Raw genomic sequence first — 18,836 nt, 5'->3', positions numbered from 1 at the left:
GTCTAGAGCTATCGGGTTGAAAGGGAATTGGTCGGAAGAGGCGCCAGAATCGCGGCAAGGTCGCGACGGAAGCCCAATGCAATGAATAATTTTGCCATCACGAACATCGGTCCAAGCAAAAGATGCGAAGGAAAAGTGAACAACGAGGCTTCGCGGCCCTCAAAAACCTTGTGACCGATGGCCTGCGCGGCGAGGCCGAGCGCCACCAGCACGGCGAAAATCGCCCACATCGTCGCGGTGCTGACTTGCGCCGCAACGGTCGTCGCAACCGAAAACAGCACGATCGAGACCGCCAGAATGCCGATCCCGAGCGCCACGTCGAGCAGCAGCCAGTACATCAGGACCGGCAAGGCCAGGATCACGGCGAGGCTGACATCGAAACCGAACAGCGGCAGCCTGACCAGCGTCAGCGGCATCACGGCGCCTGTGAACAACAGGAGAATACCGACCACATGCATCGCGGTGTTCCGGGGGTCGCGATGGTACTCGACATAAACGGCAAGTTGGCGCTGAAAATAGCCACCCATTTCGGTCTCATGCAGCACGGGGTCGGGGAAGGGCGAACAGAGGCTATAGCACTGGACCGGGCGGTGCACAAACCGGGGCTTTTGTCGCGTGAAACCGTATTTGTGCGCCCCGGACAGGCTACAAAACGATCAGGACTTCAAAGGGTTCCGTCGGGTGCGAAGCTGCGCTCGCTCAGCGCTTCTTGGCGGGCTTTTTCGCCGCAGGCGCAGGTGCCGCAGCCGTATGCGGCGCGTCCTCGGGCAGCTTGGCATAGGTCAGGATTTGCAACTGGCCGTTGACGGCCGAGGTCGGCTTGGCCCGGTCGAGAAACTGCTCCTCACCGAGACCGATCGGATGCAGCCGCTTGGTCGAGATCTTGAACGTGTTCACCAGCACGTCGCGGATCGCGTCGGCGCGGCGCTGGCTCAGGATCGCGTTGGCCTCGCGCGTCTTCGAGTTGGATTCGACGTGGCCGACGATCAGGAACGTGTAGGGCAGCAGCGAGGAATGAACCAGCGCGTCCGCGATGCGGCCGACGGTCTGGTAGGACGCCGGCTGGATGATCGGCGTGTCGGCATCGAACTGGATCTGCGCATTGAAGGCGGGCAGCTTGGCGAGATCAGGTGCGATCAGCGGCCGGTTCACCGGACCGGGATCGTTCTTGATCCTGGTCTTGGCGCGCTCCATCACCTGCTGCTTCAGCGCGGGAAGGTCGACCTCGGCGGCTTCTTCGAAATGGTTGAGCTTGCCGACGATGTCGTCGCGGGTCGGTGCCGCCGTCTGGGCGACGGCCGTGCCCGCGAGCAAAGCGAGACCGAACGCGACCGCGGTTCCAGCGATGAAGAGCCTGCTCGCGCGCATCAGCGGTACCCCGCGTCGTCGACGGCCTTCAGGCAGTTGTTGCTGATGCCCTTGGGCGTCGAAACCAGGCAGGGGATCGACTTGCTGGTCTCCTTGGTCGAGCCGCCGCAGACCTTGACGATCTCGCGCTGGCAGGCGTTCGCCACCGTGACGCGCGCGGCGACGCGCTTCTGGATGGCATCGAACGCGCCGAGATAGTCGCTCGCGCACTGCTGGGACAGCACGTCGCGGTTGCGCGACAGGCACTCCTTCAGGCGGGTCGAATCCGGATTGACGCCGCGGCAATTGGCGACGATTTCGGCGCCGCAGCTTTTGGCCAGCAGCCCAATCGAATCGCCAAAGCTCATGGTCTCCGCCGCCGCAAGCGACGGCATCCCCAATGCCAGCAAGATCAGTGTGATGGAGCCCCGGACCATGGCTGCATCTGATACGGGGAAGTTCGGGCGGGTCAAGGGCTGTTCGGACGAGAACTGTCGAACGCGAGGGGAGTGCGGCGAACAGTCCTCACTCCGCGGCGTCTTCGCGGGGCGGCCATTCGATCAGGGCGACCGTGTGTTTCCCGAGGTCGTCGGCGAACTCAGGGTCGGCCTTGAGCTCGTCCAGTGTTCTGGGCGGAGGAAGCTGCCGGCCGTCCGCGATCAGCTCCTGCGCATAGAACGCGAGTGCCTCCGGTGCACTCTCCAGGGCCTCGTCGACGTCATCACCGCCGGAAATGCAGCCGGGCAGGTCGGGAAACCACAAGCTGACGGCGTCGGGATCGGTGTCTTCGATGATGGCAACATACTGAGCCATATCGCGCGCTTACGCCCGCTGCACGAAGCTGTCCACGACCTTCTTCTCGCCGGCCTTGTCGAAGGCGATGGTGAGCTTGTTGCCGTCGATCTTGGTGACGCGGCCGTAGCCGAATTTCTGGTGGAAGACGCGGTCTTCGAGCGAGAATTCCGAGGTGGTGCCGGTCGATTTGGCGACCAGCTCGCCCTCGATCGTCAGGGGACCGCGGCGGCGTGAGGAGAAGCTGCCGAAGTCGGGACCTGATGCGGAGGAGGAGGAGAACGTCGCAGCCTCTTCCTCGAAGCCGCCGCTTCTGCTGCCGCCGCCCCCGCCGCCATTGCGGCCGCCGCCTCGGTTGCGGTTTGCCTGCGCGCGCTGCCAGCCCGGCGTCGAATAGGTGGAGCCGAACGCCTCCATGTCGTCGAAACGCGAGGCGCCGTAGCCGCCGGTGCCGCCCCAGGCCGAGCCGCCCTTGGATTCGGTGATCTCGACATTGGCCGCCGGCAGCTCGTCGAGGAAGCGCGATGGGATCGTGGTCGACCAGGTGCCGTGGATCCGGCGGTTGGTGGCGAAATAGATCATGGCGCGTCGGCGGGCGCGGGTCAGGCCGACATGGCCAAGCCTGCGCTCTTCTTCGAGGCCGGCGCGGCCCTGTTCGTCCAGCGTGCGCTGGCTCGGAAACAGGCCTTCCTCCCAGCCCGGCAGGAACACGTTGTCGAATTCAAGCCCCTTGGCCGAGTGCAACGTCATCAGCGACACTGCGTCGTCCTCGGCGCCGCCGTCGCGGTCCATCACCAGCGAGATGTGCTCGAGGAACCCTTGCAGGTTCTCGAACTCCTCCATCGAGCGCACCAGCTCTTTCAGGTTCTCCAGCCGGCCCGCGGCGTCCGCCGAGCGGTCCTTCTGCCACATCTCGGTATAGCCGCTCTCATCGAGCACGATCTGGGCGAGGTCGGTGTGCGCCGTGACCTCGCGCTGGGCGCGCCAGCGGTCGAACTGGGCGACGACCTCGCGAAGCGAGCCGCGCGCCTTCGGCTTCAGCTCGTCGGTCTCGACCACGGCGCGTGCCGCTTCGAACAAGGGAATGCGGCGCTTGCGAGCGTGGTCGTGCAGCATCTGCACGGTGGCATCGCCGAGGCCGCGCTTGGGCACGTTGACGATGCGCTCGAAGGCGAGATCGTCTGCCGGCGAGTTGATGACGCGCAGGTAAGCCAGCGCGTCGCGGATTTCGGCGCGCTCGTAGAAGCGTGGGCCGCCGATGACGCGATAGGGCAGGCCGAGCGTGACGAAGCGGTCTTCGAATTCGCGCATCTGATAGGAGGCGCGCACCAGGATCGCGACCTCGTTGAGCTTTTCGCCGCGGCGCTGGATCTGCTCGATCTCCTCGCCGATGCCGCGGGCTTCCTCTTCCGAATCCCACGAGCCCGTGACCGTGACCTTCTCGCCGTCCTGGTCCTCGGTGCGCAGCGTCTTGCCGAGCCGGCCTTCGTTGTGCGCGATCAGATGCGATGCAGCGGCGAGGATGTGGCCGGTCGAGCGATAGTTGCGCTCCAGGCGAATGACCTTGGCGCCGGGAAAATCGTGGTCGAAGCGCAGGATGTTGTCGACCTCGGCGCCGCGCCAGCCATAGATCGACTGGTCGTCGTCGCCGACGCAGCAGATGTTTTTGACGTGAGCTCTTTCGCTGGCGGGAAGAGGGGCTGCAGTGTTTTGCTCGTCGTCACCGGGCCGACGCGAAGCGTCGAGACCCGGTGATCCATCTTGCGAAGAATCGATGGATTGCCGGGTCAAGCCCGGCAATGACGAGCCGGACGCCGGCGCCTGCGACAGCAGCCGCAGCCACAGATACTGCGCGACGTTGGTGTCCTGATATTCGTCGACCAGGATATATTTGAAGCGCTGCTGGTACTGCCTGAGGATATCCGGGTGCTCGCGGAAGATGCGGATGTTCTCCAGCAACAGATCGCCGAAATCGGCCGCGTTCAGAATCTTCAGCCGCTCCTGATAGCTCGCATAGAGCTTGCCGCCTTTGCCGTTGCCGAACATGGCGGCTTCGCCGGAGGGCACCTGCGAGGGCATCAGGCCGCGGTTCTTCCAGCCGTCGATCAGGCCGGCGAGCATGCGCGCCGGCCAGCGCTTGTCGTCGATGTTCTCGGCCTGCAGCAACTGTTTCAGCAGCCGCACCTGGTCGTCGACATCGAGCACGGTGAAATTCGACTTGAGCTGCGCCAGCTCGGCATGGACACGCAGGATGCGGCCGCCGATGGAGTGGAAGGTGCCGAGCCACGGCATGCCCTCGACGGCGTGCCCGAGCATCTGGCCGAGCCGGTGCTTCATCTCGCGCGCGGCCTTGTTGGTGAAGGTCACCGACAGAATCTCGGCGGGGCGGGCGCGGCCCTGGCTCAGGATGTGGGCGATACGCGTCGTCAGCACGCGCGTCTTGCCGGTGCCGGCGCCGGCCAGCACTAGGACCGGGCCGTCCAGCGTCTCCACCGCCTCGCGCTGCTCCGGATTGAGCCCGGACAGATATTTCGGGCCCACCGAGGCGCGCGCACGCGCGGCGATGCCGCCGGGTGCGGGCTGGTGGTCGGGGACGTTCTGGGACGTGATCTTGCTCGGCTCGGTCATGCGAATCATGGGCCCCACGATGGCACCGCGGGGTGGCGGAAGGGAGCCTTCTAACAGGGATTGGTGCCTATATGGGGCGGCGGAACGAGGTTTTCCACGTGCGGGGCACGTCAATTTGTTCCAGCGGTCCTCGCGAATTTCCACCCTGTCCGGGCCGGAACCATCGTTCCCGCCTCGAGATTGTCTGGACAGGTGGCGCGGCCAGCCGCGCTAGACGCAGACAGACATCAAGACGAGGGTTTGACCATGCTTGGCTGGGTTGTGACGTTTCTGGTTATCGCACTGATCGCCGGCATCCTGGGCTTCGGCGGCATCGCCGGCGCTTCGATTGAGATCGCCAAGATCATCTTCTTCATCGCGGTCGTTCTGTTCCTGGTCTCGGCCGTGGTCGGCCTGGCCCGCGGCCGCAACAGGGTATAGGCCGCCGGATCACGCGCTACCGCTTCGAGGGCATCGCCACGTTCCGGCCGATGCCCTCGGGGCGCGGCACAGCGCTGTGGGCCTTGGTAACCACAGCGATGCGCTCGCTTATATCCGGTGGAAATGGCGCGACGCGCCGCGCATTCATGTCCATGTGAAGCGACATGTTCTCGGACGTCGCCGACAGCCAGCCCTCGGTTGCGTGCCGCATCTCCTCGAACGTGTGCAGCCGCTTGTCGTCGGCCTCCAGCAGCCAGACCAGGATCTGCACGGGATCGCCGAGGTGGATTTCGCGCAAGTAACGCACATGGCATTCGGCAGTGAAAGTCGAACCGCCTCGCTCCTTCATGTAGGTCGGCCCGATGCCGAGCTCGGCCCAGAGCTGGTCGATCGCGCGGTCGAACATCACGTTGTAATAGGCCATGTTGAGATGGCCGTTATAGTCGATCCATTGCGGCTCGATCTGCATGATCGAGGCGCGGAACGGCTCGGCTCTGGGCGCTGAGGCGGCAGTCTCCGGCATGTTTCCTTCCAGCTATGCGTCCGGTCGCTTGACTTGACCGGTTTTATATCCTTTGCCACGGTTCTTCTGTCGGGAGGAATGTCCGTGGGTACCACCATCACCAATAATCCGCCGCGGCCGGAGCCGAAAGCCCTCGCGAGCGCGCTGGAGCAGCTTGCCGCACGCTTCGGCAACCGTCTCATCACCTCGCAGGCCGTGCGCGAGCAGCATGGCCATACCACCACCTGGATTCCCAACCAGCCGCCTGATGGCGTGGTGATGGCGCAGGAGACCGCCGACATCCAGGACGTGGTGCGGATCTGCGCCAAGAACCGCGTCCCGGTCATTCCTTTCGGCACCGGCACCTCGCTCGAGGGCCAGGTCAACGCGCCCGCCGGCGGTATCTCGATCGACCTGCGCGACATGAACAAGGTGCTGGCGGTGCATGCCGAGGACCTCGACTGCGTGATCCAGCCCGGCGTGACCCGCAAGGCGCTGAACGAGCATCTGCGCGACCAGGGCCTGTTCTTCCCGATCGATCCCGGCGCGGACGCCTCGCTCGGCGGCATGGCCTCGACCCGCGCTTCCGGCACCAATGCGGTGCGCTATGGCACCATCCGCGAGAGCGTACTGGCCCTGAAGGTGGTGCGCGGCGACGGCGAGATCATCACCACGGGCACGCGCGCCAAGAAATCATCCGCCGGCTACGACCTCACCCATCTGTTCGTCGGCGCCGAAGGCACGCTCGGCATCATCTCGGAATTGACCATCCGCCTGCGCGGCATCCCCGAGACGATCGCGGCCGGTGCGGTTTCGTTCGAGACCGTGCACGGGGCCTGTCAGGCCGTCATCCTTGCGATCCAGACCGGCATCCCCGTGGCGCGCATCGAGCTGCTCAATGCCGCGCAGGTGCAGGCTTGCAACGCCTATTCGAAGCTGACGCTGCCGGAGACGCCGCTGCTGCTGATGGAATTCCACGGCAGCGAGATCGAGGTTGCCGAGCAGTCCAAGGCGTTCGGCGAGATCGCCAGGGATTGCGGCGGCGGCGAATTCTCCTGGACCACCAAGCCGGAGGATCGCACCAAGCTGTGGCAGGCGCGGCACGATGCCTATTGGTCGGTGAAGGCGCTGCGGCCTGGCGACAGCATCGGCGTGGTCGCGACCGACGTCTGCGTGCCGATCTCGCGGCTCGCCGATTGCGTCAGCGAGACCGAGGAAGATCTCAGGCGGCTCAACCTGCTGTCGCCGATCGTCGGCCATGTCGGCGACGGCAATTTCCATTGCTCGCTGGTCTGCGACACCAACGATGCCGCCGAGATGGCGCGCGGCGAGGAGTTCATGCATCGCCTGGTCGAGCGCGCGCAGGCGATGGACGGCACCTGCACCGGCGAGCACGGCATCGGCCAGGGCAAGCAGAAATACCTCCAGGCCGAGCTCGGCCCCGAGGCGCTCGATGCGATGCGAGCGCTGAAGAAGGCGCTCGATCCGCTCAACATCTTCAATCCCGGCAAGATTGTGCCGGAGGCGTAGGCCTTCGGCACAACAAAGCCGCCGCAAGGCCGATGCCGTCCACCGGTTCGGGGGCGGGAACTTTCGGCAATCCTGTCGGTTCCAATTCCCGCCAAGTTCCGATGCCTCAATGGCGCGGCTCTGCGGGAGGGTGCGATGGTGCGACCGGTCATTCGAATTGCCGCGATGGCGCTTGCCTGCATGCTGGCGGGCGCGGCTCTGGCCAAGGGCGGCCATGGGGGCGGACATGGCGGTGGCCATGGAGGCGGGCACGGCGGTGGCCATCACGGCGGCGGACATTTCCGTGGCCACGGCGGTGGACATGGGCATGCCGGCGGGCATCATCGCGGCATGCGGTTCACATCCGGTGTCCGACGCGGCGGGCCCAACTTCGGTCAGATCCGCAACGCGGCGATCCGCCCCGCGAGCTTCCGCAATGCCCTGAACACCAGCGCATTCCGGAATGGCCGGCTGATCAGCAATCCGGCAGCGCGTGCACAGCTCGCGGCAGCGGCCGCATTGGCCGGCTGGAGCGGCGCAAGCAGCGGATGGTGGCAGCATGCGGGCGGCGGCTATGGCTGGGTCGGGCCGCTGTTCTGGCCGTTCGCCTATAACGATCTCTACGACTACACGATCTGGGGCGACGGGCTCGGCTTCTGGGGTTACGGATACCCGGACATCTATGCCGGCATTTTCGGCCCCTATGGCTATGATCGCCTGTCGGCCTATCTGCCGCAGCAATCGCAGGGACGACGGCGGGCGCGTAGCGCACCGCTCGATCAGCTCTGCGGCAGTGACCGCCGTGCCATCGCCGGACTACCGATCGATCAGATCGCATCCGCGGTGCAGCCGACGGATGCGCAGGGCACAGCTCTCGATGCGCTCGGCAATGCCTCGATCGACGCCGCAGCGCTGATCCGCACATCCTGTCCGACGCAGGCCGCAGCGACGGCGCCAGGCCGGCTCGCAGCGATGCAGCAGCGCATCGAGGCGATGCAGAAGGCTGTCGAGCTGGTCCAGCCCGCGCTCGACCAGTTCTATGGCTCGCTGAACGACGAGCAGAAGGCGCGCTTCAATGCGCTCGCCGAGGATCAGCGTCGTGCGACGGCATCGAACAATGCGAGGGAATCGTCGGTGCAGGCTTGCAACGTGGCCGCCGCGTTCGATTGGCCTGCTGCTGCGATCGATGAGAGGCTTCGTCCGAGCGACACCCAGCGCGCGGCGCTGCAGGTGCTCCAGGATACCAGCGCAAAGGTCAGCGCATCGCTCAAGGCGGGCTGCGAGCCCAATGACGTGATGACTCCGCCGGCCCGCATGGCCACAATCCGCAAACGGCTCGATGCGATGCTGGACGGGATCAAGTCGGTGCGCGCGGCGCTCGATGATTTCTATGCCACGCTGAACGACGAGCAGAAGGCGCAGTTCGAGGCGATCGGGCCGCGCCGCACGTCCTGAATGGTGCAAGCCAAATAAAGGCCATGGGTGGGGGCAATGAAGTGGTTCGCAAGGCGGCAGCCGGCCGACATCTGGGATGAGCCGATCCAGGGACCGATCGGCGATATCGACGCGGCGGAGCGCATTCGTAACATCTGCGAGGCTGCGAGAGCGGGCGCGGAGGCTGTCGGAGGCTCCGCACCGGCTGATAAGCGCGAACGTGAGCGCTTTGAACGTGCAGCCCGCGTCGCGATGGAGATTGCGATGAAGATCGCGGACGATCTGATGCGTGACGATGCGGTCCGCCGCATCGTCGACCTCTGCGTGAAGGCAAATGATATGAAGACGGCGCAGATCCTGTTTCGCGCGATCCAGGCGGGCTGGATCCGGGAGGCCGTCCAGCACGACTATCCGGCGCTGGCGCAGTAGATCCGGCTCGCGCGTCGGGCGCGAGCCGGATCTATGTCAATGCTGGACAGTCTCAGTATCTGCGGTAGTCGCCGCGATAATGGTCGCCGCCGCCGCGGCCGCCCATTCCCATGCCGATCCCGATTCCGATGCCGATACCCTGCATCACGGCGCCGGGCGGCGGGCCGGGGGGCGGCGCGCGTTCGTAGACCACTTCCTCGGGCGGCGGGCGGCGCTTCGGCGGCGTCTCGACCACCTTGCGCTTGGGCGGGGTGTCGTCGACGCGCTTCTTGATCACGGGCGCGACGCTCGGAGTGACCGGCGTTGCCGGTGTCGTTGGCGTCGAGCACGGGCAGGTCGGGCCCATCGCGACGGCGAGCGGGATCGCTGCGGCGGCGACGGGGACGCCATAATTGCGGTTCTGGACGCGGAGCAGCAGCCGGCGCGCAGTCGCGGCGAGGTCGCTATTGTCCCAATTGGCCAGGTAAGCCTCGAACGAAGCGCGGGTGTTGATCGCGGTTGCGCGCTCCCAGGCCAGCATCTGGCGCCGCCGTTCCAGCACCGTGCGCACGCGCGGCGTGCGGGTGTCCTGCGCGTACAGCTCGATGTAGGCCTGATAGGCCTCCACCGTGTCCTCGGTGATCACGAGCTCATACGCGACCATCGCAGGCTTGCCCCGTAATTCCTTGCGCCAGTCCTCGAGGCTGCGCGTGCCCCCGGCGAGCGCCATCGCGTTCGCGCCCGGAAGAGCGGGTGTGCTGCCGCTGCTCTCGCCGAAGAACTTGAAGTCGGTCGTCAGCGAGGAGCTTTCCCAGGGGATCTGTCGTCCGTCGGTCGATTGCGCGACGGCAACGCGGATGCGCTTGAACACTTCCTCGATCGGCAGATTGGGCTGCTTGGCGATGGTCAGCGCGGCCGTGGTGTAGGGGCTGTCGATGCCGCTGCCGTCCTCGGCTTCGGCGCCGGGCGAAGTCGAATAGGAGATGAAGGAGCCGGGCGCGCCGGCCTTGGTGTCGACGATCGCAAGGCCGTGGCCGGCGCCGCTGAGCGCCGGGAACGGATTGTTGCGGCAGGCATCGAGCATGAAGATGCGCGCCCGCGTCGGCAGCGCGCCGAGCGTGTTGAGCATGTCGTTCAGCCGCACGCCCTGGAGCGGAATGTCGGCCTCGCGCTTGGGATCGAGATCGACAGGCACCAGGTAGTTCTCGCCGTCGATCTGCAGGCCATGGCCGGCATAGAACACCAGCGCCACCGTGTCGGCGCCGCTGGCGCTGACCTTGCCGGCGAAATCCGAGATTGCCGCGCGCATCTCGTTCTGCGCCAGGTTGGCCGCCGTGGTGACGGTGAAGCCGGCATTGCCGAGCAACTCCGTCATGCCCTTGGCGTCGTTGGCGGCGTTGGGCAGCTCGGGCACGGTGCGATAGGCGGATTGTCCGATCACCAGCGCGAGCCGCGCTTCGGCTGCAGCGTCCGTCGGCGTCATCAACTGGGCGAGGGCGAGAAAACCGGAAGCAAGAAGCAAATTGGAAAGGACTGGACGGCGCATGGTGTCACCTCCATCGGCAATATTTGCGATGATGGCACCTTTTCTACGTCTGCGCCATGACGCCGTCTGTGCGCTGGATCACGCTGCGCGCTGCGGCAAAATGGGGCAGGCGCCGGCCCAAGCGCGATGCATCGGTCTAGCCCCATCCATGTGAATCACGCATTGATCCATGCTCCAATTGGATTGATGCAGGCTCGAACGCGACGGGGCCCATTGCGCGGATATGGCCGTAGGCCGATCACTATCGCAAAATCCCCGGGAATCGTAGTCGTTTCGAAGCGCTCACGGACTGCCCAACGCACTTCGCGCACGCTCTGCGGTTGCCGGCCGCCCCGCTTGCCTGCGCCGTCGCTTTGGCCATAAAGTCCGCGCAACAGGCCACGGCAACGACCGCGGCGAACAAAAATAATGTGGGAGAGACCGCACCATGACCATCGTGCCCGTGAACCGTCGCGCGTTCATCAAGTCATCCGCGGCGGTCACCGCCGGCCTCGTGCTCTCCCCCGCCATCATCGGCCGCGCCGAAGCCGCGACGCTCAAGCTGAAATGCTCCTCCTCGCTGCCGAACGATCCCAAATTCGCCAACGGTCGCGTCTACTACGACAACCTCGTCAAGAATTTGAAGGGCAACGGGCTCGGCGAGCAAATCGAGGTCGCCTTCTTCCCCGACAACCAGCTCGGCCAGGAGATCGACGTCATCAACTCGGTGAAGCTCGGCGTCATCGACCTCATGGTGTCGGGCTCCTCGATCTCGGCCAATCTGGTGCCGCTGGTCGGCACCTACGATCTCGGCTTTCTGTTCTCCAGCTTCCCGCAGCAGACCAAGGCGTTCGATGCCGGCGCGGCCAAGCCGATCGAGGACGCCCTGCTCAAGGGCGGCAACATCCGCATCATCGCCTGGGCCTATAATTTCGGCTCGCGCAGCGTATTGGCGAAGAAGCCGGTGAAAACGCCGGAAGATCTCGCCGGCCTCAAGATCAGGACGCTGCCGAACCCCGTCATCACGGAATGCCTGCGGCTGATGGGCGCCGCCGCGACGCCGCTGGCCTTCGGCGAGATCTACACGGCCTTGCAGGCCGGCGTGCTTGACGGACTGGAGCACGATCCGCCGACGATCCTGGCCAGCAAGTTCTTCGAGACGGCCAAATTCTACGCCCTGACGCAGCATAATTTCTCGCCGCTTGCGATCTATTTCAGCGACATGACCTACAACCGCATGGACCCGAAGCTGCGCGAGGGCTTTCTCGATGCCGCGAAGAAGGCCGCGGCCGACACGCGTGCGCATGGGCTTGCAGTCGAGAAGGAGGCGCTGGCCGCCTTGACCGAGAAGGGCGTGACCGTGGCCGAATGCGACCGCGAGGCCTTCAAGAAGCGCGTCGCGCCGCAGATCGAGAACTTCATCAAGGCCCGTCCGGAATCCAAGGCCGTCATCGACATCATCCGCGCGACGCAAGCCTGATGGCCAGGTCCGAGATGGTGGTGACGGCCGCCGTGCCCGTTTCGGCCGGCCGCCACGGCAGCATCGCCCTGCTGCTTCGGCTCAGCGATGCGATCGCGGCCATCCTGCTCGCCGCCGATCTCGTGGTGGTCTGCGTCTCGGTGCTGCTGCGTTTCTTCTTCAACGCGCCGGTCGAATGGTCCGACGACGTCGCACGCGGATTGATGGTCGGCTCGGCCTTCTTCGGTGCGGCGAGCGCGCTCGCGCGCGGCGAGAATGTCGGCGTGTCGTTCTTCCGCGATCTCCTGCCGCTGCGCCTGCGCACGCTGGTCGATGCCGCCGGCGCGCTGCTGGTCGTGCTGATCTCCGGCTACGTCGCCTACAACGCCATCAAGCTGGGCTCGTTGACCGCAGGCCAGACCACCGGCTCCGGCCTGCCGCTGGAGCTGACCTTCTATCCGATGGGCGTCGGCGCGCTGTTCATGACGGTGTTCGCGATCGACCATCTCTGCGCGCGCCCGTTCCCCGACATCATCAGGGGGCTCGTTGCGATCATCATCGTCACGGGCCTCTATCTGGCTTGGGATTACCTGTCGCCGTCCTCGGTGCCGTCGGCGGGCACCTTGATGCTGATCGGCTTCTTCGTAACGCTGTTCGGCGGCTTGCCGATCGGCTTTGCGTTGGCGCTCGCTGCGCTCATCTTCATCTGGGTCGAGGGCGCGCTGCCCGGCGTCATCTTCGCCCAGCAGATGGCGCGCGGCATCGACAATTTCGTGTTGCTTGCGATCCCGTTCTTCATCCTCGTCGGCTACCTCATGGAAGCCAATGGCATGTCGGTGCGGCTGATCGAGCTGCTGCAGCGCGCGGTCGGGCGCATGCGCGGCGGGCTGAACGTCGTGATGGTCGCGTCCATGGTGCTGTTCTCGGGCATCTCTGGCTCGAAGATGGCCGATGTTGCCGCGGTCGGTTCGGTGCTGATCCCGGCGGCGCGCCGCTCGAAGCAGAACCCCGGCGGCGCGGTGGCGCTGCTGGCGGCGTCCGCGGTTATGGCGGAGACCATCCCGCCCTGCATCAACCTGATCATTCTAGGCTTTGTCGCCAACTTGTCGATCGGCGGCCTGTTCGTCGCCGGTCTCTTGCCGTCGGCGCTGATGGCGCTGGTTCTGATCGCGGTGTCCATCATCTTCGGCAAGCGGCCGGACAAGGTCGAGGACGTCGAGCCGCAGATGCCGGTGTCGGGGCTCTGGAGCGGCGCGATCGCCTCGTTCGGCCTGATCTTCATGATCTTCTTCGGCTTCAAGAGCGGCTTTGCCACCGCGACGGAGATATCGGCCTTTGCCGTGGCCTATGCGCTCGTGGTCGGCAGCGTGGTGTTTCGCGAGCTCAGCTTCAAATCGGCCGCGCATAGTTTCGTGCAGGCGGCGACGCGCGCCGGTCTCGTGCTGTTCATCGTCGCTGCCGCGCAGTCGCTCGCGTTCACGCTGACCTTGCAGCAGGTGCCGCATGCGGTCGGCGATTTCATGCTCGGATTGTCGAAGACCTCAGGCGTCTGGCTGTTCATCCTGCTTGCCATCGCCGTGCTGATCGTGATGGGCTCGGTGTTGGAGGGCGCGGCCGCGCTGATCATCTTCGGGCCGCTGCTGCTGCCGGTCGCGGTGCAGCTCGGCGTTGATCCCCTGCATTTCGGCGTCGTGCTGGTCATCGCCATGGGCATCGGCCTGTTCGCGCCGCCGCTCGGGCTCGGGCTCTACGGCGCCTGCCTGATCGGCAACGTGCCGATCGAGCAGACGGTGAAGCCGATCATGGGCTATCTCGGCCTGTTGTTCCTCTGCCTGCTCGTCATCGCCTTCGTGCCATGGCTGAGCACCGCGCTGCCGCGGGCATTCGGCTACTGAAGGAGTTTTGACGTGAAGGTTCTGCTCGCGCACACACCGGAGATGCGGCGCAATTACTATGGCGATCGCAGCCTGAGCGGCCTACGCGCGGCCGCCGAGGTGATCCTGCACGAGAGCGACGAAACCCTGGACGCCGCCGGCCTCGTGCGTGCTGCGCAAGATGCCGACATCATCGTCGCAGACCGCATGACCGAAGGGCGCGGCGAGATCTTCGCAGCGCTGCCGCGTCTGCGCGCCTTCGTCCGCTGCGCGGTCGATATCCGCAACGTCAATGTGGAAGCGGCTTCAAACGCTGGCGTGCTCGTGACCCGCGCCGGACCCGGTTTCGTGCAGGCCGTTGCCGAGCTCGCACTCGGCTTCATGGTCGATCTCTCCCGCGGCATATCCAGGGCGACGGCGGACTACCAAGCCGGCCGCAAGGTCGAGGCGCGGATGGGCCGCCAGCTCGCGGGCAGCAAAATCGGCATTATCGGTTACGGCAGCATCGGCCGTTATCTCGCCGAGGTAGCAAAGGTGCTGCGCATGGAGGTGCTGGTCGCCGATCCCTTCGCAACCGTCAGCGATGCCGCGATCCGGCAGGTCGGTCTCGACGAGCTCCTCGCCGCGTCGGACTACGTCGTCTGCCTCGCGATCGCTAACGAGCAGACCGAGAATTTGATCGGCGAAGCGGCGCTGGCCCGCATGCAGAGGCATGCCGTCTTCATCAACCTCTCGCGTGGCAATCTCGTCGATGAGCCGGCGCTGGCGCGCGCGCTGCTGGAGCATCGCATCGCCGGCGCGGCGATGGATGTCGGCCGCGCGCCCGACCAGATGCCGACGCCGGAGCTGGCGAAGCTTCCCAACGTCATCGCGACGCCGCATGTCGGTGGGCTGACGCCGCAGGCGATCGAATATCAGTCGCTGGAAACGGTTCGGCAGGTCGAGGCAATCGTCAAGGGCGAGATTCCGCCGGGTGCCGTCAATGCCGAGCGCTGGACGCGGCGGCCGTGAGCGGCTTCATAGCCGGTCCACCGCCCTGAACGTTCCGTCCTTCTGGATCACCGTCAAAAACACCTTCGGCGGCGCATCGATCATGCGGATGCCGACATTGACGGCGCTGCCGCTTATGTCGAAGCGGCCGACATCGTTGATGGCGCGGAGCAGGCTCGCGCGCGTCGGGTTCGGCCCGGCCCTTTCCAGCGCCGCGGCCGCCAGCCGGCCGGAGAGATAGCCTTCCAGCGACACGAAGTCCGGTGTCAGCGTCGGATCGAACGCCTTCTGCGCCGCCTGGTAGTCGGCGACGAGCTTGAGCGAGCGGTCCCATGGAAACGGCACGACCTGTGAGACGATGACGCCTTCACCCTCGGGGCCGAGCTCCTTGGCCAGCGCATTGGCGCCGACGAAGGAGACGTTGACGAAGGTCGGATGGAAACCGCTGCGGTGCGCGAGCTTGATGAACTCCGCGCAGGGCCCATAGGTCCCGACCATCACGATCGCCTCGGGTTCGGCGCGCCTGATCACCCGCCAGGCTGCGGTGACCGCGCGGGTGTTGCGCTCGAACGTGCCCTCGGCGGCAAGCTCGAGGTCGCGCTTGGCGAGCGCGCGCTTGACGCCGACCAGACCGTCCCGGCCGAAGGAATCGTCCTGGTAGAAGATGCCAATGCGGGTGAAGTGGCGATCCTCGGTGAGGTGCTTGATCCACGCCTCGGCCTCCGCACCATAGCTCGCGCGGATGTTGACGACGTTGGCAAGCTCGAGGTCGCGCAGGAATTCGGCGCCGCTGAACGGACCGATGAAGGGAACGTTCCTGGCGCTGGTGATCGGAATTGTCGCCATCGCGGTCGGCGTGCCCACCGCGCCGATCAGCGCAAACACCTTGTCGTCCTCGATCAGGTGCAGCGTCTGCGCCACCGAACGGTCGGGGTCGTAGCCGTCGTCGCGGCTGATGAGCTGGAGCTTGCGGCCGTGGACCCCGCCCTTGGCGTTGATCTCGGTGAATGCCGCGACGATGCCTTGCCGCATGCGCTGTCCGAGCGCGGAGGAGGGCCCTTCCAGCGCGGCGGCCTGGCCGAACAGGATCGCATCCTCGCTGACGCCGGCCTCGTCGGCTCTCGCCGCCAGCACGGTCGCGGCGAGGAGCGCGATGGCCAGGACGAGGGATGTCGCTGATCGAAATCGATACATCAGGGAGTTTTTGCCGAATGATGGGAGGAGCCTTGCGCAACATATTCCTGCGAGGCTGAATAGCTCGCTAACCGGCGACGTGTCGGCAGCCCGTAGTACTCCGGGCAAAACCGGCAAGTTGTTTCCACAATGCCGGATCATTCGGGCACTTCGTTAACTAATTCACGCGTTGCGGAATGGAGGGGTTCCGAAATTGTGCAGTTCTTAACCGCGGTCTTGTTCCGATAGCGGCGCCGGCACCTCAACCAGAGGTTCGGTTCGTCGCGGACAGGGGGACGGCGGCTTCAAGATGGGCGATCGCGATCAGAACGATCAGGATCGGAGGCGTATGACCGGATGGTGGCGTGCCGCGCCGCTGCTCGGGCTTTATCGCCCTGCGCTCGTCGCGGTCGGCGTCGGTCTTCTGTTTTCGGTCGTGGGCGCGGCCGCCGTGGCGCGGTGGGAGGATCGCGTCAACAGGATCGAGTTCGAGAACGCGGCCGAAACCGAAGCGATCGTCATGCAGAACGGCATGGGCGAATACATCTCCCGGCTCGTCGCGCTGCGCACGCTGTTCGAATCGACCAACGACGAGGTCACCCGCAGCGAGTTCGAAACCTTCAGCGCCCGTCTGTTCGAGCGCCATCCCGGCATGCTGCGCATCGCCTGGTTGCCGCGCGTCAACCGCAAGGAACGCACCGAATACGAGACCGCGGCGATCGCGGACGGCGTGTCCGGCTATCGCATCAAGTCGCTCCAGGGCACGGGCTTTGCGACGGCGCCGCAGACCGATGAATATTTTCCGGTGTTCTACTCGACCCAGCCGAAGACCTCGGCGGTGTACGGCATGGATTACGCCACCGTCCCGGAGCGCCGCGCGGTGCTGGAGCGCGCCCGCGACAACGACAAGGTCGCAGCCATTCGCACGCGCTTGTTCGAACCGAAGGAGGGCGGCCGGCTGCCCGACGTCCTCGTTGCCGTTCCCGTCTACGCCAAGGGGACCTCGCGCGACACGGTCGCGGATCGGCGCCGCAATCTGGCCGGCTTCGTGGTCGGCATCTTCGACATGCCGCTGCTGATCCAGGCAATTCGCGTCACGACCGGAGCAAGCCCCGCGGTCAGCATGAACGTCTATCCGCCTTTCACGGCGCAGATCGTCAGCCTGGAGCAGATGCTGCCGGATTATTCGTCGGCGGCCACGGCGCCGCAGTCGATGCGGGACGTCGCGCGGGCGCTGCACTGGTCGGGCAGCCTCAAGATCGGCGACACCGATTGGCAGGTGCGGGCGGTTCCAACCGCCGGCGGTCCGCTGGAGACGACTTACGATCGCGCCGGCGCCGTGCTGATCGTCGGCATGCTGCTGACGCTGTCGCTGTCGACCTATCTCATGCTTGCGAGCCGCAATTCGCGGCGGCTGTCGCTGGCGAACCGGCGGGTGCTCGAGCTCGCCCAGACCGACATCCTGACCGGACTGCCGAACCGCGCCTTCTTCCTCACCCGGCTCGACGAGATGAACAGCCAGCTCATCGTGCGGGGCCTGCCGTTCTCGATCCTGATGCTCGACCTCGACCGCTTCAAGAACGTCAACGACTCGCTCGGTCACGGCGCTGGCGATGCATTGCTGCGCCAGGTAGCGCAGCGGCTGAAATCCGCCGTGCGCGCCAACGACGTGCTGGCGCGGCTCGGCGGCGACGAGTTCGCCATCATCCAGGAAACCGGCGAGGATCAGCGCGCCTGCTCGACCGAGCTGGCGGCGCGGATTGCCAAGCTCTTGACCGAACCGTTCCTGCTGCCTGGTCACCGCGTCGAGATCGGCACCAGCATTGGCATCGCCATCGCGCCGGATCACGGCAGCGATCAGGAGCAATTGCTGAAGAAGGCGGACCTTGCGCTCTATCGTTCGAAATCGGCAGGCCGCAACTGCTTCACCATCTACGACGAGGCGATGTCGGCCGAGCTGGAGGCACGCAACACCCTGGAGGGGGATCTGCGCGACGCCATCGCGCGGTGCCAGCTGGAGGTGCACTACCAGCCGTTCGTCGACGCCCTCAGCGGCGCGCGGCGCGGCTTCGAGGCGCTGGTGCGCTGGCGGCATCCGACACGCGGATTGATTCCGCCGGACCAGTTCATTTCGCTTGCGGAGGAGACCGGGCTGATCGTGCCGCTCGGCGAGTTCGTGCTGCGGCGCGCCTGCGCGGATGCGGCCGGCTGGCCCTCCGGCCTCGCGGTCGCCGTCAACCTGTCGCCGATCCAGTTCAAGGAGGCCCGGCTGTTCGAGGTGATCTGCGCGGCGCTCGCCGATTCCGGCCTGCCGCCCCAGCGGCTGGAGATCGAGATCACGGAATCCGTGCTGCTGGAGCGCGGGGTCGAGAACCACGCCTTCATGCAGCGGCTGAAGCAGCTCGGCGTCGAGCTCGCGCTCGACGATTTCGGCACCGGTTATTCCTCGCTCAGCTATCTGACGGCGTTCCCGTTCGACAAGATCAAGATCGACAAGTCGTTCATCCGCAACCTCACCCAGCAGCCGCGCAGCTCCGCCATCATCTCCTCGATCGTGACGTTGGCGCGCGGGCTCGACATGTCGGTCACCGCCGAGGGCGTCGAGACCCGCGAAGAGTACGAGCGGCTGAAGGCGCTCGGCGTCAATTTCGCACAAGGCTATCTGTTCGGCCGCCCGCAGCCGATCGAGCGGATCCTGTTCGACGGGCCGGCCAAACCCTCACGGCGCGACGCCGCCTGAGATCTCCCTGACGCATCTCGCTCAAGGGGCATGCG

The 18,836-nt window shown here is 65.7% G+C and carries 16 protein-coding genes; 8 read left to right on the top strand and 8 right to left on the bottom strand.

Going from position 1 to position 18,836, the window contains the following annotated elements; genetic code table 11:
* Positions 1-8 precede the first annotated feature (8 nt).
* The 5 genes from GGD67_RS23455 to GGD67_RS23435 all read right to left on the bottom strand — a co-directional run bounded on the left by GGD67_RS23455 (position 9) and on the right by GGD67_RS23435 (position 4,776).
* Positions 9-527: a DUF962 domain-containing protein gene (locus GGD67_RS23455; protein ID WP_179736148.1), complete on the bottom strand. Its 519-nt coding sequence runs from the start codon at positions 525-527 to the stop codon at positions 9-11.
* A gap of 172 nt (positions 528-699) precedes the next feature.
* Positions 700-1,368: an OmpA family protein gene (locus GGD67_RS23450; protein ID WP_179736146.1), complete on the bottom strand. Its 669-nt coding sequence runs from the start codon at positions 1,366-1,368 to the stop codon at positions 700-702.
* A complete protein-coding gene (locus GGD67_RS23445) occupies positions 1,368-1,784 on the bottom strand; it encodes a hypothetical protein (RefSeq protein ID WP_028145495.1) in 417 nt (138 codons plus the stop codon). The genes GGD67_RS23450 and GGD67_RS23445 overlap by 1 nt, the downstream gene beginning before the upstream one ends.
* Before the next feature lie 88 nt (positions 1,785-1,872).
* A complete protein-coding gene (locus GGD67_RS23440) occupies positions 1,873-2,160 on the bottom strand; it encodes a type II toxin-antitoxin system HicB family antitoxin (protein ID WP_018319668.1) in 288 nt (95 codons plus the stop codon).
* 9 nt (positions 2,161-2,169) lie between these two features.
* Positions 2,170-4,776 carry an ATP-dependent helicase gene (locus GGD67_RS23435; protein WP_179736144.1) on the bottom strand — a complete coding sequence of 869 codons (2,607 nt, stop codon included), beginning with the start codon at positions 4,774-4,776 and terminating at the stop codon, positions 2,170-2,172.
* 237 nt (positions 4,777-5,013) lie between these two features.
* Here GGD67_RS23435 and GGD67_RS23430 point away from each other — a divergent pair, with 237 nt between their 5' ends.
* Entirely contained in the window at positions 5,014-5,187 is a 174-nt protein-coding gene (locus tag GGD67_RS23430) for a DUF1328 domain-containing protein (RefSeq protein ID WP_018319670.1), read from the top strand.
* A 16-nt stretch (positions 5,188-5,203) separates the two neighbouring features.
* Here the strand turns inward: GGD67_RS23430 and GGD67_RS23425 are convergent, their stop codons facing one another.
* Positions 5,204-5,710, bottom strand: coding sequence for a thioesterase family protein (locus tag GGD67_RS23425; RefSeq protein ID WP_179736142.1), 507 nt, complete (start codon positions 5,708-5,710; stop codon positions 5,204-5,206).
* Between the two features lie 84 nt (positions 5,711-5,794).
* On the opposite strand from GGD67_RS23425, the gene GGD67_RS23420 reads away from it, so the two are divergent.
* From GGD67_RS23420 to GGD67_RS23410, 3 genes are all read left to right on the top strand, one after another.
* Positions 5,795-7,219 carry an FAD-binding oxidoreductase gene (locus tag GGD67_RS23420; RefSeq protein ID WP_179736140.1) on the top strand — a complete coding sequence of 475 codons (1,425 nt, stop codon included), beginning with the start codon at positions 5,795-5,797 and terminating at the stop codon, positions 7,217-7,219.
* A 135-nt stretch (positions 7,220-7,354) separates the two neighbouring features.
* A complete protein-coding gene (locus GGD67_RS23415; RefSeq protein ID WP_179736138.1) occupies positions 7,355-8,653 on the top strand; it encodes a Spy/CpxP family protein refolding chaperone in 1,299 nt (432 codons plus the stop codon).
* Positions 8,654-8,689: 36 nt separating this feature from the next.
* Positions 8,690-9,061, top strand: a complete 372-nt coding sequence (locus GGD67_RS23410; protein WP_026202237.1) for a hypothetical protein — start codon at positions 8,690-8,692, stop codon at positions 9,059-9,061.
* Positions 9,062-9,113: 52 nt separating this feature from the next.
* Here the strand turns inward: GGD67_RS23410 and GGD67_RS23405 are convergent, their stop codons facing one another.
* On the bottom strand, positions 9,114-10,586 hold the full coding sequence (locus GGD67_RS23405) for a caspase family protein (RefSeq protein WP_179736136.1): 1,473 nt from the start codon (positions 10,584-10,586) through the stop codon (positions 9,114-9,116).
* A 427-nt stretch (positions 10,587-11,013) separates the two neighbouring features.
* Here GGD67_RS23405 and GGD67_RS23400 point away from each other — a divergent pair, with 427 nt between their 5' ends.
* Genes GGD67_RS23400 through GGD67_RS23390 form a run of 3 tightly spaced genes read left to right on the top strand, consistent with a single transcriptional unit; the run spans position 11,014 to position 14,909 of the window.
* Positions 11,014-12,045 (top strand): TRAP transporter substrate-binding protein, encoded by a 1,032-nt coding sequence (locus tag GGD67_RS23400; protein WP_179736134.1) that lies wholly within the window; start codon positions 11,014-11,016, stop codon positions 12,043-12,045.
* Positions 12,045-13,919: a TRAP transporter large permease subunit gene (locus GGD67_RS23395; RefSeq protein WP_246784437.1), complete on the top strand. Its 1,875-nt coding sequence runs from the start codon at positions 12,045-12,047 to the stop codon at positions 13,917-13,919. The genes GGD67_RS23400 and GGD67_RS23395 overlap by 1 nt, the downstream gene beginning before the upstream one ends.
* 12 nt (positions 13,920-13,931) lie before the next feature.
* A complete protein-coding gene (locus tag GGD67_RS23390; RefSeq protein WP_179736132.1) occupies positions 13,932-14,909 on the top strand; it encodes an NAD(P)-dependent oxidoreductase in 978 nt (325 codons plus the stop codon).
* Between the two features lie 6 nt (positions 14,910-14,915).
* Here GGD67_RS23390 and GGD67_RS23385 read toward each other — a convergent pair whose 3' ends face one another.
* On the bottom strand, positions 14,916-16,082 hold the full coding sequence (locus GGD67_RS23385; protein ID WP_179736130.1) for an ABC transporter substrate-binding protein: 1,167 nt from the start codon (positions 16,080-16,082) through the stop codon (positions 14,916-14,918).
* Positions 16,083-16,410: 328 nt separating this feature from the next.
* On the opposite strand from GGD67_RS23385, the gene GGD67_RS23380 reads away from it, so the two are divergent.
* Positions 16,411-18,801: an EAL domain-containing protein gene (locus tag GGD67_RS23380; RefSeq protein ID WP_246784436.1), complete on the top strand. Its 2,391-nt coding sequence runs from the start codon at positions 16,411-16,413 to the stop codon at positions 18,799-18,801.
* Positions 18,802-18,836 lie beyond the last annotated feature (35 nt).

Source organism: Bradyrhizobium sp. IAR9 (assembly GCF_013408065.1).
Lineage (GTDB): Bacteria > Pseudomonadota > Alphaproteobacteria > Rhizobiales > Xanthobacteraceae > Bradyrhizobium.
Note: the sequence above shows the minus strand (reverse complement) of the source record. Positions and strands in the feature narration are given on the sequence as shown.

What these genes read in the sequence shown, in the direction of transcription:
- GGD67_RS23455 (WP_179736148.1), bottom strand. Translation starts at nt 527, where the DNA reads ATGGGTGGCTATTTTCAGCGCCAACTTGCCGTTTATGTCGAGTACCAT.
- GGD67_RS23450 (WP_179736146.1), bottom strand. Translation starts at nt 1,368, where the DNA reads ATGCGCGCGAGCAGGCTCTTCATCGCTGGAACCGCGGTCGCGTTCGGT.
- GGD67_RS23445 (WP_028145495.1), bottom strand. Translation starts at nt 1,784, where the DNA reads ATGGTCCGGGGCTCCATCACACTGATCTTGCTGGCATTGGGGATGCCG.
- GGD67_RS23440 (WP_018319668.1), bottom strand. Translation starts at nt 2,160, where the DNA reads ATGGCTCAGTATGTTGCCATCATCGAAGACACCGATCCCGACGCCGTC.
- GGD67_RS23435 (WP_179736144.1), bottom strand. Translation starts at nt 4,776, where the DNA reads ATGATTCGCATGACCGAGCCGAGCAAGATCACGTCCCAGAACGTCCCC.
- GGD67_RS23430 (WP_018319670.1), top strand. Translation starts at nt 5,014, where the DNA reads ATGCTTGGCTGGGTTGTGACGTTTCTGGTTATCGCACTGATCGCCGGC.
- GGD67_RS23425 (WP_179736142.1), bottom strand. Translation starts at nt 5,710, where the DNA reads ATGCCGGAGACTGCCGCCTCAGCGCCCAGAGCCGAGCCGTTCCGCGCC.
- GGD67_RS23415 (WP_179736138.1), top strand. Translation starts at nt 7,355, where the DNA reads ATGGTGCGACCGGTCATTCGAATTGCCGCGATGGCGCTTGCCTGCATG.
- GGD67_RS23410 (WP_026202237.1), top strand. Translation starts at nt 8,690, where the DNA reads ATGAAGTGGTTCGCAAGGCGGCAGCCGGCCGACATCTGGGATGAGCCG.
- GGD67_RS23405 (WP_179736136.1), bottom strand. Translation starts at nt 10,586, where the DNA reads ATGCGCCGTCCAGTCCTTTCCAATTTGCTTCTTGCTTCCGGTTTTCTC.
- GGD67_RS23400 (WP_179736134.1), top strand. Translation starts at nt 11,014, where the DNA reads ATGACCATCGTGCCCGTGAACCGTCGCGCGTTCATCAAGTCATCCGCG.
- GGD67_RS23395 (WP_246784437.1), top strand. Translation starts at nt 12,045, where the DNA reads ATGGCCAGGTCCGAGATGGTGGTGACGGCCGCCGTGCCCGTTTCGGCC.
- GGD67_RS23385 (WP_179736130.1), bottom strand. Translation starts at nt 16,082, where the DNA reads ATGTATCGATTTCGATCAGCGACATCCCTCGTCCTGGCCATCGCGCTC.
- GGD67_RS23380 (WP_246784436.1), top strand. Translation starts at nt 16,411, where the DNA reads ATGACCGGATGGTGGCGTGCCGCGCCGCTGCTCGGGCTTTATCGCCCT.